Raw genomic sequence first — 15,993 nt, forward strand, 5'->3', positions numbered from 1 at the left:
CACTCACGAGCTATGCGTCGTAGTCGACGTCCAAGGCGTCAGAGGTCGGTCGGGTCTGGCACGTCAGTACGTAGCCGGCCTCGATCTCATCCTTCTCCAGGGCGAAGTTTTCTTCCATCGTGAAATCGCCGCAGAGGACTTTGGCCCTGCAGGTTCCGCACACACCACCGGCACACGCGAAGGGCACGTCCGGGCGGACACGAAGCGCGGCGTTGAGCACGGTTTCGTTGGCCGACTTGGGTGTTTCGACCTTTCCGGTATTGCCGTCCAGGTTGAAGGTGATCTTGATGTTCTCGCCCTCGGGGTCCGCGACCACCTCTCGCCCCTGCTGCCCGGTGGGTTTCTCCGGTTTACCGGTCGTGAACAGCTCGAAACGGATCTTCTCTTCCGGAACCCCTCGGGCCGTGAGCGCGTCACGGCAGAGCTGCACGAGCTCGAACGGTCCGCACAGGAACCACTCCTGGGTCGCCTCGACCGGGATCACCTTGTCCAGGAGCTCGTCCAGCTTGTCGGGGTCGATGCGGCCGGACATGAGGGGCGACACGCGCTGTTCGCGGGACAGGACATGGTGCAGGGCGATCCGCGAGGGGTACTTGTCCTTGAGGTCGCCCAGCTCCTCGGCAAACATGACGTCCATCGAGGATTTGTTCGCGTAGACGAGGTCGACGCTCGCAGTGGGAGAAGCCTTCATCAGGGACCGGGCGATCGCCATGATGGGCGTGATGCCGGATCCGGCGGCGATGGCCACCACATGGGCGCTCCTGTCCTCGCGAACCTTTTGCCGGGCCAGTTCGTCCGGGTGGTTCATCGAGGTGACTCTGGTCTTGGAAGTGAAGGCGCCCTGCGGGTTCATGACCTCGAGCCGGTCCCCGACGGCCAACTCCTCGTTGGCCCACGTGGAGAACAGTCCGCCCATGTCCTTCTTGATCGCGACTCGGATCTCTCCGGGGCGCGGCTCGGCACAGATCGAGTACGAGCGGCGGACTTCCTGGCCGTCGATCTCGGCGCGGAGCGCGACGTACTGTCCGGGGAGGTAGTCGTAATCCTCCACCAAGTCGTCCGGGACGCCGAAAGAGACTTCAACGGATTCGTTGGTCAGCTTCCGCAGGCCAGTGACGGGGAGCTTGTTGAACGTGGCGCGACGTCGCCCGCTCCCCTCAGGTGCGGAGCCTTCGTTCTCGACGTCGGAACGGTGGTTGCTGGTCTGGGTCATATCAGTGAACCTTGAAGTAGTCGAAGGGCTCGAGGCACTCGTTGCAAACCCAGAGGGCCTTGCACGAGGTGGAACCGAATCGGGTCATCTCGCGCGTTCGGAGGGAACCGCAATGCGGGCATTTGACGGACAGCGTCAGCCTGACCGGGCCGCTGTTGTGCCCAGGGGCGCTCTCACCGGTCGGCGGCGCGATCCCGTACTCGGCCAACTTGGCTTTTCCGGCCTCGCTCATCCAATCGGTGGTCCACGCGGGTCGCAGAACCTTCTCCACACGCACGCCCCTGTACCCGGCGGAAGAGACGGTCGCGACCAGATCGTCGGCCATGGTGTCCATCGCGGGGCACCCCGAATAGGTGGGGGTGATGACGATAACGGCCTGGCCGCCCTCGACGTAGGCGTCCCGGAGAACGCCCAGATCGGCGAGGGTCAGGACAGGAATTTCCGGGTCGCAGACCGTCGCGGCCCGGTCCCACAGGGCGGCGTCGGCGGCATCCTGCGGCCGACGCGATGGGCCCAGGGGCAACTCGCGCGCCAGACCGGCCGAGTCTTTGTCCGGGGCTGTGTGGATGCTCGTGGCTACCATCGCGATCACCACGTCGCTCCGGGGTGCTGCCTGGCCAGGGACTGCATTTCGGCCAGAATGTACCCGCGGTGCTCCGAGTAGGAACCGACACGCAATTCGGTGGTGAGCCTGGCCTGGGCGACCTCGGGCACCTCGAGTTCGGCCTCCGCGAGGACCGACCGGATACCGCGCATCGCCGCTTCCTCAAGGCTCGACGGACGCACCGCGACGCCGTCCAGGCGGTCGATCAGTTCGTCGTCGGTGAACAGTTCCTCGGCGTAGGGCCACATGTATTCGAGACCCGCAACGATGCGTCGTCGGGATTCCTCGGTGCCCAGCCCCAGGCGGAGGACCCACTGCGAAGCGTGGTCGACGTGGTACTCGACTTCCTTGACTGCCTTGTCCGCGATGGCGGCGAGCGTCGGATCGGAGGAGTTGGCCAGGGCCTTGTACAGCTCGTACTGATACATCGAGAAGATCAGTTGCCGAGCAATGGTCTGGCCGAAGTCTCCGTTCTCCTGTTCGACGAGCCGGCAGGAACGGAACTCCTCCTCGGGCCGGAAGTATGCGAGGTCGTCCTCGCTCTTGTCCCAGGCGGTTCCCGCGTAGGTGAGCAGGAATCGGGCATGCCCGATGAGGTCCAGTGCGATATTGGACAGCGCAATGTCCTCCTCCAGCTCGGGGGCACGCGCGATCCACCACCCGAGACGCTGGGAGAGGATCAGGGCGTCGTCGCCGAGGCGCATCGCGTACTGAGCGACGTCCTCGGAGGCCGTGGCTCCGGATTCAGCGATGGATTCGGAGCTGATGGACTCACCCGCGCTGATCTTGGTGGCCGACTCGTGGGATGCGAAGGTACTCACAGGTGCTTCACCCCTTCGGACTTGGTGTAATACGTTGCGTGGCGGTAGGCCTTGCCCTGGGCGGATTCGAAATACCCGCCCTTGGAATCGGGGTCGGACGCCGTGATCGCGTCGGCCTCCACGACCCACACGCTGGTTCCCTCGTTGCGCCGCGTGTAGAGATCGCGCGCATTGCGGACCGCCATGGTGGCGTCCGGGGCGTGCAACGACCCTGCGTGCACGTGGGACAGGCCGCGCGAGGAGCGGACGAAGACCTCCCAGAGAGGCCAGGCCGTCTGCTGATTCTGGTGGGTTTCTTCGGCCATGGCGGTCAGGCTCCGATCAGTTGGGCGGCCGGTCGTTGCGAGCTCGGCGCGGTTTCGTGGTCTTCGTTGTTTGCGGCCTCCGCCGCACGAGAGTCCTGCCGTTCGGCATAGGCCGCAGCCGCCTCCCGGACCCAGGCTCCGTCCTCGTGGGCCTCACGACGCCGTTTCATCCGCTGGACGCTGCACGGGCCGCGTCCCTTGATCACGGACATGAATTCGTCCCAGTCCAGCTCCCCGTAGTCGTAGTGCTGACGCTCCTCGTTCCAGACCAGGTCGGGGTCCGGGAGGGTCAGCCCGAGTGCTTCGGCCTGGGGCACGATCATGTCGACGAAGCGCTGGCGCAGTTCGTCATTGCTGAAACGCTTGATGTTCCAGGCCATGGACTGCTGAGAGTTCGGCGATTCCGCGTCCGGGGGCCCGAACATCTGCAAGGCGGGACCGTAGAAGCGGTCGACGGCGTCCTGCGCCATCTTCTTCTGTGCGTCCGTCCCGTGCGAGAGCTCGTACAGAATTTCCCACCCTTGCCGCTGGTGGAAGGACTCCTCCTTGCAGATGCGCACCATGGCTCGGCCGTAAGGGCCGTAGGACGCCCGGCAGAGCGGGACCTGGTTGCAGATCGCGGCGCCGTCCACGAGCCAACCGATGGCGCCCATGTCCGCCCAGGTCCGCGCCGGGTAGTTGAAGATCGAGGAGTACTTGGCGCGTCCGGTGAGCAACTGATCGTTGAGGACCGGGCGCGGGGTACCGAGGGTTTCGGCCGAGGAATAGAGGTACAGGCCGTGGCCTGCCTCGTCCTGCACCTTGGCCATGAGGATCGACTTGCGCTTCAGGCTCGGGGCCCTCGTGATCCAGTTGGCCTCCGGTTGCATGCCGATGATCTCCGAATGGGCGTGCTGGGAGATCTGTCGGGTCAGCGTCTTTCGGTAGGCCTCGGGCATCCAGTCCCGGGGCTCGATGCGGGAGTCGTCCGCGATGAGCGCGTCGAAGTGTTCCTGCTCGGGGGCGACGGCGTCGTCGGTGTGGGTCATGACGTCCTCCAATGAAATAAATACCGAACGTTCGTTCAGGATATAGGGGTAGACTGTGGTCGTCAACACAAGAAGCCCCCGGTTGACACAGTGTCAATTTAACGATTCCCTACTGACCATTCGGTCATATATTGTGAGGAGAACAACATGCCAGATCACCCCATGCTGGCGGACGACCGCACTTCGGAATGGCTGGGCATTCGTGTCCACCGTTCGGAGTTCGGTCACGCGGTCATCAGCATGACGCTGCGGGACGAGATGCTCAACGGATTTGGGATCGCCCACGGTGGCATGGTGTTCTCCCTGGCGGACACCTGTTTCGCCATGGCCTGCAACGACCCCGAGGGGGACGGCAGCACGATCACCGTCGCCCAAGGCGCTCAGATCGATTTCGTCCGTTCCGGGCGACCGGGTCAAGTCCTGACGGCAGAAGCCAAAGAGGTAGTCCGCACCGGTCGCAGCGGCCTCTACGACGTCACCGTCACCGCCGACGACGACGTCGTCGCCCACTTCCGCGGCCGCAGCCGGACCATCCCCCAACGCCAGAAAGTGTGAACCCCATGACCACGTGTTCCATTGACAACCCGTACTCCCCCACCGCCTCCGCCGATCCCACGCAGCCCGACCCCGAGGAGCTGATGAGCAGGGACGAGATCGAGGCTCTCCAGGTCGAACGCCTCAAGTGGACTCTGCATAACGCCTACGAGAACGTTCCGGCCTACCGCGAGCTCTACGACGAACACGGCGTGCATCCGAGCCAGTTCCAGGAGCTTTCGGATCTCAGCAAGTTCCCCTACACGGACAAGGAATTTCTCCGGAACGCCTACCCGTTCAAGTCCTTCGCGGTTCCGATGAGCGAGATTCGGCGCGTGCACGCATCGTCCGGCACCACCGGGCTGCCGACCGTGGTCGGCTACACCCAGGACGACCTCGATACGTGGGCGGGCCTCGTGGCACGCTGCTTCCGGTTCTCGGGCGTCGAACCCGGGCAGAAGATCCACAACGCCTACGGGTACGGCCTTTTCACCGGCGGGCTCGGCGCGCACTACGGCGGCGAGAAGCTCGGGTGCGCGGTCATCCCGATGTCCGGCGGACAAACCGACAAGCAGGTCCAACTGATCCGCGATTTCGAACCCGACGCGATCCTGGCGACCCCCACGTACCTGTTGGCCATCGCCGACGGGTTTCGCAAGGCAGGCGTGGACCCACGGGACACCTCTCTCAAACGCGCGGTGCTCGGGGCCGAGCCCTGGACCGACGAGATGCGTCGGGAGATCGAGCGGACCTTCGACATCACCGCGTGCGACATCTACGGCCTGTCCGAGGTCATGGGACCCGGCGTCGCCGGCGAGTCGGCCGAGACCCGGGACGGTTCTCACATCTGGGAGGACCACTTCCGCCCCGAGATCATCGATCCCTTCGACGACCGCGTGTGCGACATGGGTGAACCCGGCGAGCTGGTCTTCACGTCCTTGACCAAGCAGGCTCTTCCGATCATTCGGTACCGGACCCACGACCTCACCCGGTTGCTTCCCGGCACGGACCGTCCAGGGCACCGGCGCATGGGGCGGATCACGGGTCGTTCGGACGACATGATCATCCTCCGCGGGGTCAATCTCTTCCCGACGCAGATCGAGGAGCTCGCCCTCAACCTTCCCTCGCTCTCGCCGCACTTCACGCTCGAGATCGACCGTCCGAACAGGATGGACCAGATGACGATCCACATCGAACGGCGCGAGGATGCGACCCGCGAGGAAGCGGTCGAGGACGGGAAGAAGCTGCTGTCCGAGATCAAGACCAAGATCGGCTCGTCGGCGCTCATCGACATCGCGGAACCGGAGACCCTGGCAAGATCCTCGGGCAAGATCCGCCGCGTCTACGACCACAGGAACAAGTAGCCTCGAGAGGCCTCGTACAGGCCGGGGACGCCACCCGGGCCCGACGGCGTCGTGCACCCGACCACGCGGTGCGCGCGACGCCGTCGGGTAATCTCGTGATGGACCCTGCAGAAAGACGAGACAGAACATGCCCACAGTGCCCGCCACCCAGGACCAGGAAACCGGCACCTCCGCAGCACCGAGCAACGGTGCGCGGCGAGGACGCCCGGGATACGACCGAGAGAAGCTCATCTCGGTCTGCGTCCAGGTCTTCAACGAGTACGGGTACGACACGACGTCGATGGGCATGCTCTCGAGCCACCTCGGCATCTCGAAATCTGCGATCTACCACCACGTGAATTCCAAGGAGGAGATTCTCGAGGAAGCGCTGCTCCGGGCGCTGGACTCGCTCGAGAAGGCCATGGACGAGGTGCGAACGCCGGACTCTCGCGGCATCGACCAGCTCGAAGGCGTGATCCGCGGTTCGGTCCAGGTGCTCGTGGACCAGATGCCCTACGTGACTCTCCTCCTGCGCCTGCGCGGCAACTCCCCCGTGGAGATCGCCGCCCTCGAACGGCGACGCCGCATCACCCGCACCGTGGAAGAACTCGTCCGGCAGGCTCAGGACGAGGGAGACCTCCGTGAAGACATCTCCGGAAAATCCACCCCGCGCCTGATCCTCGGGATGATCAACTCAATCGTCGACTGGTACCAGCCCGGAGGCCCGGGAACCACCGACCAGCTGGCCGACACGGCCGTGAAGATGGTCCTGGACGGACTCCGGGCGTAGCCAACGGGCGGGATTCCCGGCGGCGCAAGCCGACGCAGGCCGGCACAGGCCGAGGTGACAGTTTTGTGCAGCCCCTCCCTCGAGACGGCAGTTTTGTGCATCTTCCGCCACGAAATTCGCACATCATCGACACCTCGCGCCGTATTTCGCACAGGATTGCCACCTCGACGGCTCGGAAGGGCGCTGCCGACAAGACCGTCAGATTCCGGGCTTGCTCCTATGTGGCGGTCATCCGACGGGGCGGGGTTCGCGCCGTCGTGTCACGAGCGCACCGGACTGTTTCCAGGCTCTCGCCAGGCCCTCCTACGTGGCGCTTCCCCGAATGCGTGGCGCTTGCCCGCCGCTCCCAGACACGCAACAGCCCTTCGCGAGGCACTCCTACGTGGCGTTTCCCCGAATGCGTGGCGCTTTCCGCCGTTAGGTGGGGGTCACACCGCCACCTAACGGCGGAAAGCGCCACTGAATCGGGCAACCACCGCCCAACGCAAGCCCCAGCCAAGTCAACGCAAGCCCCAACCGACGCTCGGGCCGGGCACCGCCATTTTCAGCTCCGACCCCGGACCTAGTGTTCCGGCCCCGTCCTACTGTTCGGGGCCCCCTCCCCGCTACTCCTTCTCGACGAGCGTCAGCACGTCGTACGTCGCCACGACCTCGTCGTCCTGGTTGGTCAGGCGGGCGTCCCAGGCGACCTCGCCGTAGTCGTCCGTGACGCGCGGGGTGATCCGCTTGGCCGTGAGGGTCACGCGGAACGAGTCGTCATAGGTGACGGGCGTGATGAACCGCAGATTCTCCAGACCGTAATTGGCCAGAACCGGTCCCGGCGCGGGCTCCACGAACAGGCCCGCGGCCCAGGAGACCAACAGATAACCGTGGGCGACCCGTCGGGGGAAGAACGGATTGGCGGTCGCGGCCTCCTCATTGGTGTGCGCGTAGAACGTGTCCCCGGTCGACTCCGCGAATTCTGTGATGTCGTCCAGGGTGACCTTGCGCAGGTCGGAGCGGAACTGGTCGCCGATGCGAAGTTCGGCCAGTGACTTGCGGAACGGATGCGTACCGGTACCGTTCTCGACGTCGTCGCGGGTCACCGTCTGCGCTTTGGCGCCCCAGTGCCACACTCCGGTCACGCCGGTCAGCAGGTCGGGCGAGCCCTGCACGGCCGTGCGCTGCATGTAGTGCTTGATGCCGCGGACGCCACCCAGCTCCTCACCACCGCCGGCTCGACCCGGCCCCCCGTGCACCAGCTGGGGCATGGGCGAGCCGTGGCCGGTCGAGGTCTTGGCGTCGTCGCGGTCCAGGAAGAGCACGCGGCCGTGGTGGGATCCGATCCCGGCCGCGAAGGCTCCGGCCGTCTCAGGGTCGTGGGTGCAGACCGTGGCCACGAGCGAACCCGAACCCAGAGCGGCGAGCTCGACTGCCTCGTCGACCGATCCCGAATAGCCCAGGACCGAGGTGACCGGGCCGAAGGCCTCGACGCTGTGGACCTCGGGGGTGCGCGCGTCGTCGAACTCGAGCACGGTCACGGGGAAGAACGCGCCCTCGGACGGCACGCTGTCCAGTGCGTCCAGACCACCGACGCGCACGGTCCCCCCGGCATCGGTCAGCCGGCGTACGGCCTTCACGACCTCTTCCCGCTGGTCCGGGGAGGCCAAGGCACCGACCGTCGTCGTCTTGTCTCGCGGGTCGCCGACGACGCCGCGCTCGGCAATGCGGGCCCTGAGCGCTTCCACCACGGGCCGACGCATCGTGTCGGGCACGATCACGCGACGGATCGCGGTGCACTTCTGTCCCGCCTTGGCGCTGATCTCCAGGACCACGGACTTGATGAACGCCGCGAATTCCGGGGAATCCTCGGTGACATCCGGCCCCATGATGGCGGCGTTGAGAGAGTCGGTTTCGGCGGTGAAGCGCACGCCGCCCTCGAGCACGTTGGGGTGCTGGCGCAGGGCCTGGGCAGTCGCGGCCGATCCGGTGAAGGCCACGTGGTCACGCATGTCCAGGTGGTCCAGCAGGTCGCGGGCGGACCCGGACATCAGCTGAATGGCGCCGTCGGGCAACAGGCCCGAGTCGACCATGAGCCGTACGCACTTCTCGGTCACGTATGCGGTCGGCGTCGCAGGCTTGACCACGCTCGGCACGCCCGCGATGAACGCCGGGGCGAACTTCTCGAGCATCCCCCACACCGGGAAGTTGAAGGCGTTGATCTGCACCGCGACGCCGGGGAGGCGAGTGTAGATGTGCTCACCGAGGAAACTCCCATCCGCCGAAAGCTGTTCGACGTTGCCGTCCACGATCACCCGGGAATTGGGCAACTCGCGGCGGGCCTTGGAGGAAAAGGTGAAGAGGGTTCCGATGCCGCCGTCGGTGTCGATCAAGTGGTCCTTGGCGGTAGCACCGGTCCGGAAGGAGACCTCGTAGAGCTCGTCCTTGTGCTCATTGAGATGCATGGCGAGCTTCTTGATGATGAGCGCGCGCTCGTGGATGGTCAGTTCCCCGAGTGACTTCTGGCCGCGATCCCGCCCGTAGCGAACCACCTCGGCCGTCGAGAGCCCCTCGGTGCTGACGCGAACCAGGGGTTCGCCGGTCGCGGCGTCGACGACGTCGGCCGCTCGCTCGGGATCTTCGGGTCGCCACCACTGGCCCCGGACGTAACTCGGCAGTATCTCGGTGGCCTGGGTGGTTGTAGCCTCATTACGGGTTTGGGTGGTCACGGGTGAAGTCACTCCCTGCGATATAGTAGCCGAACGTTCGGTCAGTAATTATTCTCAGGATAGCCCACGTCACAGTCACGCGCCACAACCCGGCGCGGCCGAGAGTCACAAGGAGGTCCCATTGGACGACCACGCGAGCAGGACAGAACACCGGAGTCCGGAGGAGCGCGAGCGAGACACACCGGTGGGTCGCATCGATCCCGGAGAGCTGGATGACAAGCTCGGGATCGAATTCGAGGAGCAGACACCCGAGCGCGTGGTGGCCACCATGCCGGTCGGCGGAAATCGGCAGGGCCACGGAATCCTGCACGGTGGAGCGTCAATTGCCTTAGCCGAATCCTGCGGCTCATGGGCCGCGGTCCTGCACGCGGCGCAGTTCGGGAAGATCGCCGTCGGCATCGAGGTCAACGCAACCCATCATTCGTCGGCCTCGGAGGGTACGGTGCGCGCCGTCGCGACCCCCATCAAGCTCGGGCGGTCCATGACGAGCCACGAAGTCGTCATGACGCACGTGGACAGCGGGCGGCGCCTCTGCACCGTACGGATCAGCAATTACCTCAAACCCGCGCCGGAGGGGTTCTTCGACTGAGCCGACCGGGGCCAGGATGCGAAATACCGCACCTGGCCCCAGCTTCTACTCGTACGTGTAGAAGCCCTTGCCCGATTTCTTGCCGAGGTCGCCGCGTTCGACCATGTCGCGCATGAGCTGGGGCGGGCTGAACCTCGGACCCAACCGGGACTCGAGGTACTCGGCGATGTCCAGTCGCACATCCACGCCCACGATGTCGGTCAGCGCCAGCGGACCGACGGGGTGCTTGTAGCCCAGGGTCATGGCGTGGTCGATGTCCTCGGGCGCCGCCACGCCCTCCTCGACCATGCGAATGGCCTCCAAGGACAGGGCGATCCCGAGCCGGGAAGAAGCGAAGCCCGGGGCGTCATGCACGGTGACCGGGGTCTTGCCCAGCCCGCTGACCCAGTCCTGGGTCAGAGAGGTCAGCTGCTCCGAGGTCTTCTCACCGATCACCACTTCCACGAGCTTGGACGCGGGGACGGGGTTGAAGAAGTGCAGGCCGCAAAAATGATCGGGTCGTTCGAGCTCCTCTGCCAAACCGTCCACGGACATCGACGACGTGTTGGTCGCCAGCCACGCATCCTGGCCCATGTTCGACTCGGCGCGGCGCAGGGATTCGACCTTGAGGTCCCAGACCTCCGGAACGGCCTCGACCACCAGGTCGCGGTCGGCAAATGCGGCGGCTTCCGTGGCCACCTCCAGATTGGTACTCCACTCCTGGACCGCGCCCTCGATCTTTCCGCGGTCGATGGACGCGCCGAGATCCTTCTCGATGCGGTCGCGGGCGGCCTGTGCGGCGGCATCGTCAACCTCGACGACGACCACATGGGCCCCCGAGATCAAGAACGCGTGGGCAATGCCGGAGCCCATGCGGCCCCCGCCCAACACACCGACACGTTCGGGGACGTTCTGGCTATTCAGAGCGTTCACTGTGTGCGCTCCTTTCTGCGGTCCAGGAAGGACTGCATGCGATCGAATTTGGCGGGGGACTCGAACAGAACCGCCTGAGCGAGCTCGTCCACGTACGGGTGGGCCTCGCGGGGCGCGTGGAACACGCCCTTGGCGATGCGAACCGCAAGGGGATCCTGCTTGGCGATGCGATCCGCGAGCCGATGAGCGGCGTCGAGAAGGTCTTCGGGCTCGTGAATTTCGGTGATGAGGCCGGCGTCGAGGGCTTCATCGGCGTCCAGCATACGACCCGCAAACAACAGTTCCTTGGCCAGAGGCTCTCCTGCCAGCTCTTTGAGGCGCCACATAGCGCCGGCTGCTGCCACGATCCCGAGTCCGGTTTCGGGCTGCCCGACCTTGGTTTGGGGTGTTCCGATGCGGAAGTCCGCCGCCCACGCGAGTTCGGCGCCGCCGCCGAGGGCGTATCCGTCCAGCGCCGCGACAACGGGCATGGGGAGGCTTCCGAGCCGGTCGAACAGCCGGGAATTGATCCCTCGCAGCGCATCATCACGACGCCGTTCGCGCAGCTGGGCGATGTCGGCGCCGGACGCGAAAACCCCCTTGCCGTTGACCTCCGTCCCGGACAGGATCAGGATCTTGGGTTCGGCCTCGAGGTGGGCGCACACCCTGTGCAACTCCTCGATCATGGTCGCGTCGATCGCGTTGCGGACTTCAGGTCGATTGAGGCGGACGTGAAGCCTGTCCTCGCGACTCTCGATCTCGATTGCGGTGAAGTCTCCGGTCAATTCCATGGTTTAAGCCCTTTCGAGAAGCAGCGCCGCACCCTGGCCGACGCCGATGCACATGGTCGCGAGGCCCTTGGACGCGCCTTCGCGTTCCATGCGGCCCAACAGGGTGATCGTGATACGGGACCCGGAGGATCCGAGGGGGTGACCCAGGGCGATGGCCCCGCCGTCCCGGTTCACGATGTCGGGGTTCAGCCCGAGGCGGCGGATCGAGGCGAGGGACTGCGTCGCGAAGGCTTCGTTGAGCTCCACCGCCCCCAGATCCTCAATGCCCCACCCCGAACGTTCGAGCACTTTCCGACTCGCCGGCACGGGACCGATGCCCATGATCTCCGGCGGGACACCGGCGGATGCACCGTCCACCACGCGTGCGCGCGCCGTGAGGCCGTATTTCTCGACTGCCTTCTCGCTGGCCACGATGATGGCCGACGCGCCGTCGTTGAGCGCGGACGAGTTGCCTGCGGTGACCACGGATCCCCCACCGACCACGGGCCTGAGCTTGCCCAGGGCCTCGGCGGTCGTGCCAGGGCGGGGGCCTTCGTCCGTATCGACCACGGTGATATCGCCCTTCCTGCCGGCAACCTCGACCGGGACGATTTCGTCCGCGAACCTCCCGGCCTCGATGGCCGCCGTGGCGTTCTCCTGCGAGCGCACCGCGAATTCGTCGGCTTCTTCGCGAGTGATTCCGTCGGTGCGGGCCACCTCTTCCGCGGTCTCGGGCATCGAATAGGTGGCCTTGCCGTCGCGGGACAAGGGGCCATCCACGAACTTGGGGTTCACGAAACGCCACCCGATCGAGGTGTCGAACACCTCCCCGGGTTTGGCGAAGGGACGGGTGGGCTTTTCCATGACCCAGGGTGCGCGAGACATCGATTCCACGCCGCCGGCGACGACGATGTCCGCGGCCCCTGATGTGATCATCTGCGAAGCCGTCGTGATGGCCGACATTCCGGAGGCGCACAGGCGGTTGACGGTCATCCCCGGCACAGTGTCCGGGTACCCCGCAAGCAGCCAGGCCAGGCGTGCGACGTTGCGGTTCTCCTCGCCCGCTCCGTTCGCATTTCCCAGGATGACCTCGTCGACGTCGGCGGGGTCGATGTTTGCTTCCTCCACGACGCTCTTGATGCAGAGTGCCGCGAGGTCGTCGGGCCGGACCGAGGACAGTGCACCCCCATACCGCCCGACCGGGGTGCGGGCTCCGCCGACGAGGAAGGCTGCTGGCATTTCGGGCATGGAAGCTCCTGTTCAGGCGTTCGGTTTCAGCTGTTCGGCCCGTGGGGAATTACCGACCGTTCGTTCACTAATATGGCACCTGGTGTGATGTGCGTCAATTCAGACTCGGTGCGGCGTGAACGAGCGACGAGGCGAGACCCCCTCGGAGGAGCCGCGAACTGCCCAGCCTCCACGCGGGCCGGCCAACCGCCCGGATGACGCACTTTGACGCACGCCGTTTCATCTCCCGAAACAGTCCGGGCCGAGTTGGAGCGGCCCCGGAGGACGCGCTTAATCTGGAGGGGAAAACCATCCAGAGCGACCGAGAGACCTGGCTCGACGACGTCGCAGCAACCTTCTCCCCGCAATGGCCGCATGTCCCACAGGGCCTAGGGAGAATACGGTGCTAACGCCAGGGTTCGATGGAGTGATTGATTGTGAGTTCGGCCCGCGCCTCGGAGGCCACCCGTGCCTTGGAGGCCGACGCCGCGTCGGTCCGATTCCACGATGTCGGGAAGTCTTTCCGCACCTCGTCCCGTAGCGGGGCGCGCACTCAGGTCCTTCGGGACGTGAGCTTTACGGTGCAACCGGGTGAGATCGTCGCCGTCGTCGGGCCCTCCGGGTGCGGTAAGTCCACTCTCCTGCGCGCGACGGCGGGCCTCGACACCGCGACCGAAGGCTCGGTCACGATCGACGGCAGCCCGGTTCGGGACGTCGATCCTCGGTGCGCCGTCGGATTCCAGGAACCCCGCCTGTTGCCCTGGCGTTCGATCACGGACAATGTCGCCCTCGGTCTGCCGAGAAAAACCCCCGCTTCCCGCGGCCGGAAACGGGTTGCCGAACTGATCGAGCTCGTTGGCCTGACCCCGCACGCGAGCCACCGCCCGGGCGAGGTCTCCGGTGGCATGGCCCAGCGCGCGGCCCTGGCCAGGGCACTGGCCCGGAATCCGCGGGTGCTCCTGCTCGACGAGCCCTTCGGCGCGCTCGATGCCCTGACCCGGCTCAAGATGCAGGACCTGCTTCTCGATCTCCATCGGCAGGACCCCACCACGGTTCTGCTCGTGACGCACGACGTCGACGAGGCACTGTACCTCTCCGATCATGTGATCGTCCTGGGGCGCCCGACCCCAGGAGAGCCCGCGGGGATCGTGGAGAGCATCGAGGTCGGCCTCCCCCGACCCCGTTCTCGCGAGGACTCGGATCTGACCCGAATGCGCGGACACCTCCTGGGGCTGCTCGGCGTCGACACCACGGCGCACTAGCCCCCACGACGTCGAACCCGTGAACTCCCCATGCCCAGCAAGGACCCGATCCCGATGACCACCGTTTCCCGTCGCGATGCCTTCAAGGGCGTCGGTCTCGGCGCTATCGCCCTGACTTTGTCCGGATGCATGTCCGGCGAAGGTGCCGGCCGTGGCGTCATCAACGCGGATGCTTCCGGAAGCATCACCCTGGACTACGCGACGTACAACCCGTTGTCGTTGATCATTCGCAAAAAGAAGTGGCTCGAGACCGCCGCCGAAGGGCTCGGGCAGTCCGTCTCATGGTTGAAATCTGCCGGATCCAATAAGGCCAACCAGAGTCTGATCGGCGCCGCGATAGACGTCGGCTCGACGGCGGGCTCGGCCGCCCTTCTGGCACGTGCCAACGGCGCGCCGATCACAACGATCGGCCTCTTTTCCCAGCCGGAGTGGTCAGCCCTGGTCAGGACGCCGGACTCTCCCCTTCGCGCGGTCGAGGACCTCGCCGGTCGCAGTATCGCGGCGACCCTCGGCACGGACCCCTACTTCCTCCTGATCCAGGCCCTCGATGAGGCCGGGCTGTCCGCCGATGATGTGACCATCGTGAATCTCCAGCACGCCGACGGTCGATCCGCGTTGGACACGCACCAGGTCGACGCCTGGGCCGGGCTGGACCCCATCATGGCGACGGCCCAGGAGGAAGGCGGCGACCAGTTGTTCTACCGGAATCTCGACTTCAACACCTGGGGATTCCTCAATGCCCGTGAGGAATTCCTCGACCAGAACCCGGAAGGAGCCCAACTCGTCATCGACGTGTACTCCTTCGCGCGCGAATGGGCCATCGCCCACCGGGAGGAAGCCATCGCGGTCTTCGCCGAGGAGGCAGCCATATCGGACGACGTCGCCCGCACGGTCTGGGATCGCACCCACCTGGATATCGACCCGGTACCGGGCGACGACCAACTCCGGGTGCTGCGCAAGATCGCGCCGATCCTGGTCAATTCGGGAGATGTGTCCGAGCGAAAGGATGCGGACGACGCCGTCGAGAACATCATCGAGAAGAAGTACGCCCGAGCCGCCGATGCATCCGCGGCCGCCCGGCGAATCAAGGGGAAATAGAGCGTGACAAGCCTTCCGAAAAACCGTTGGACCACGGCCGGCCTGGGGATCGTCCTTCCCCTGCTCGTCCTCGTCGCGTGGCACCTCCTCTCGACAACCGGCGTCTTCACGCCGATTCAGCTGCCGAGCCCGTCGAAGGTCGCGAACGCGGGCGTCGAACTGATGCGTCGGCACGAACTCTGGCAGCACGTCGGGATCTCGACCCAGCGCGTGATCCTGGGCTTCGTGATCGGCAGCGCACTCGGGCTCGCGGTCGGCGCCCTGATCGGTCTCTCTCGATGGACCCGCATCCTAGCCGGGCCAACCATCGGCGCGGTCCGTGCGGTGCCTTCCCTGGCCTGGGTCCCGCTCATGCTCCTGTGGGTCGGCGTCGGTGAGAATTCCAAGGTGATCCTGGTGGCGATCGGCGCGTTCTTCCCCGTCTACACCACGGTCGCGGGGGCCCTGAAGCACGTGGACCACCACTTGATCGAAGCGGCACGGTCCTTCGGCATCCACGGGATCAGGCTCTTCACCACGGTCCAGTTGCCGGCCGTGATGCCGTCCGTGGTTTCGGGTCTCCGGCTCGCCCTTGCCCAGGCCTGGCTCTTCCTGGTGGCCGCGGAACTCGTGGGGGCCTCGATGGGCCTCGGGTTCCTCCTGACCGACTCCCAGAGCAACGGCCGCACCGACCGGCTCATCCTGGCGATCATTCTGCTGGCAATACTGGGCAAGATCACCGATGCCCTGATAGGAATCTTTGAACGATGGACTCAGCGCCGGTGGGGTACCGCCCCGACCGCGTCGTAGAGCATCCGCAACGGATAGGAA

General features: G+C 65.7%; 16 protein-coding genes and 1 riboswitch. Of the genes, 7 read left to right on the forward strand and 9 right to left on the reverse strand.

The window, feature by feature from the left end:
* Window positions 1-10: 10 nt before the first annotated feature.
* Genes paaE through paaA form a run of 5 tightly spaced genes read right to left on the reverse strand, consistent with a single transcriptional unit; the run spans window position 11 to window position 3,971 of the window.
* The gene (gene paaE / locus AB0Y14_RS06165; RefSeq protein ID WP_436588309.1) at window positions 11-1,213 is read right to left on the reverse strand and encodes a 1,2-phenylacetyl-CoA epoxidase subunit PaaE; all 1,203 of its coding nucleotides are present in this window, start codon (window positions 1,211-1,213) and stop codon (window positions 11-13) included.
* A 1-nt stretch (window position 1,214) separates the two neighbouring features.
* Complete coding sequence (paaD, locus tag AB0Y14_RS06170) at window positions 1,215-1,796, reverse strand: 1,2-phenylacetyl-CoA epoxidase subunit PaaD (protein WP_436588310.1); 582 nt, start codon at window positions 1,794-1,796, stop codon at window positions 1,215-1,217.
* 5 nt (window positions 1,797-1,801) lie between these two features.
* Window positions 1,802-2,638, reverse strand: coding sequence for a 1,2-phenylacetyl-CoA epoxidase subunit PaaC (gene paaC, locus AB0Y14_RS06175; protein ID WP_436588311.1), 837 nt, complete (start codon window positions 2,636-2,638; stop codon window positions 1,802-1,804).
* On the reverse strand, window positions 2,635-2,943 hold the full coding sequence (gene paaB / locus AB0Y14_RS06180) for a 1,2-phenylacetyl-CoA epoxidase subunit PaaB (RefSeq protein ID WP_129315217.1): 309 nt from the start codon (window positions 2,941-2,943) through the stop codon (window positions 2,635-2,637). Before paaB ends, paaC begins: the two co-directional genes overlap by 4 nt.
* Window positions 2,944-2,948: 5 nt before the next feature.
* Entirely contained in the window at window positions 2,949-3,971 is a 1,023-nt protein-coding gene (gene paaA / locus AB0Y14_RS06185) for a 1,2-phenylacetyl-CoA epoxidase subunit PaaA (protein ID WP_436588312.1), read from the reverse strand.
* 147 nt (window positions 3,972-4,118) lie between these two features.
* Here paaA and paaI point away from each other — a divergent pair, with 147 nt between their 5' ends.
* The 3 genes from paaI (at window position 4,119) to AB0Y14_RS06200 (ending at window position 6,638) form a co-directional block, all read left to right on the forward strand.
* The gene (gene paaI / locus AB0Y14_RS06190) at window positions 4,119-4,526 is read left to right on the forward strand and encodes a hydroxyphenylacetyl-CoA thioesterase PaaI (protein WP_436588313.1); all 408 of its coding nucleotides are present in this window, start codon (window positions 4,119-4,121) and stop codon (window positions 4,524-4,526) included.
* A 5-nt stretch (window positions 4,527-4,531) separates the two neighbouring features.
* Complete coding sequence (locus AB0Y14_RS06195; protein ID WP_436588314.1) at window positions 4,532-5,869, forward strand: phenylacetate--CoA ligase family protein; 1,338 nt, start codon at window positions 4,532-4,534, stop codon at window positions 5,867-5,869.
* Window positions 5,870-5,996: 127 nt separating this feature from the next.
* The gene (locus tag AB0Y14_RS06200; protein ID WP_436588315.1) at window positions 5,997-6,638 is read left to right on the forward strand and encodes a TetR/AcrR family transcriptional regulator; all 642 of its coding nucleotides are present in this window, start codon (window positions 5,997-5,999) and stop codon (window positions 6,636-6,638) included.
* A gap of 605 nt (window positions 6,639-7,243) precedes the next feature.
* Here the strand turns inward: AB0Y14_RS06200 and paaZ are convergent.
* Window positions 7,244-9,346 (reverse strand): phenylacetic acid degradation bifunctional protein PaaZ, encoded by a 2,103-nt coding sequence (paaZ, locus tag AB0Y14_RS06205; RefSeq protein ID WP_436588316.1) that lies wholly within the window; start codon window positions 9,344-9,346, stop codon window positions 7,244-7,246.
* Window positions 9,347-9,467: 121 nt separating this feature from the next.
* Between paaZ and AB0Y14_RS06210 the strand changes: the two genes are divergently transcribed.
* Window positions 9,468-9,935 (forward strand): PaaI family thioesterase, encoded by a 468-nt coding sequence (locus AB0Y14_RS06210; protein WP_436588317.1) that lies wholly within the window; start codon window positions 9,468-9,470, stop codon window positions 9,933-9,935.
* Between the two features lie 45 nt (window positions 9,936-9,980).
* On the opposite strand, the gene AB0Y14_RS06215 is transcribed toward AB0Y14_RS06210, so the two are convergent.
* From AB0Y14_RS06215 to AB0Y14_RS06225, 3 genes are read right to left on the reverse strand one after another with little or no spacing between them, the layout of a single operon-like run.
* Window positions 9,981-10,787 carry a 3-hydroxyacyl-CoA dehydrogenase family protein gene (locus AB0Y14_RS06215; protein WP_436588836.1) on the reverse strand — a complete coding sequence of 269 codons (807 nt, stop codon included), beginning with the start codon at window positions 10,785-10,787 and terminating at the stop codon, window positions 9,981-9,983.
* A gap of 56 nt (window positions 10,788-10,843) precedes the next feature.
* Entirely contained in the window at window positions 10,844-11,617 is a 774-nt protein-coding gene (locus AB0Y14_RS06220) for an enoyl-CoA hydratase/isomerase family protein (protein ID WP_436588318.1), read from the reverse strand.
* Window positions 11,618-11,620: 3 nt separating this feature from the next.
* On the reverse strand, window positions 11,621-12,844 hold the full coding sequence (locus AB0Y14_RS06225; protein ID WP_436588319.1) for a thiolase family protein: 1,224 nt from the start codon (window positions 12,842-12,844) through the stop codon (window positions 11,621-11,623).
* A gap of 285 nt (window positions 12,845-13,129) precedes the next feature.
* Window positions 13,130-13,252, forward strand: a riboswitch (SAM riboswitch).
* Between the two features lie 8 nt (window positions 13,253-13,260).
* Here AB0Y14_RS06225 and AB0Y14_RS06230 point away from each other — a divergent pair.
* Genes AB0Y14_RS06230 through AB0Y14_RS06240 form a run of 3 tightly spaced genes read left to right on the forward strand, consistent with a single transcriptional unit; the run spans window position 13,261 to window position 15,972 of the window.
* A complete protein-coding gene (locus AB0Y14_RS06230) occupies window positions 13,261-14,085 on the forward strand; it encodes an ABC transporter ATP-binding protein (protein ID WP_436588320.1) in 825 nt (274 codons plus the stop codon).
* Window positions 14,086-14,139: 54 nt separating this feature from the next.
* On the forward strand, window positions 14,140-15,183 hold the full coding sequence (locus AB0Y14_RS06235) for an aliphatic sulfonate ABC transporter substrate-binding protein (protein WP_436588321.1): 1,044 nt from the start codon (window positions 14,140-14,142) through the stop codon (window positions 15,181-15,183).
* Between the two features lie 3 nt (window positions 15,184-15,186).
* Window positions 15,187-15,972, forward strand: coding sequence for an ABC transporter permease (locus AB0Y14_RS06240; protein WP_436588322.1), 786 nt, complete (start codon window positions 15,187-15,189; stop codon window positions 15,970-15,972).
* The last annotated feature ends 21 nt before the right edge of the window (window positions 15,973-15,993 follow it).

Origin of the sequence: Rothia sp. HC945 (assembly GCF_051370785.1) — a bacterium.
Lineage (GTDB): Bacteria > Actinomycetota > Actinomycetes > Actinomycetales > Micrococcaceae > Rothia.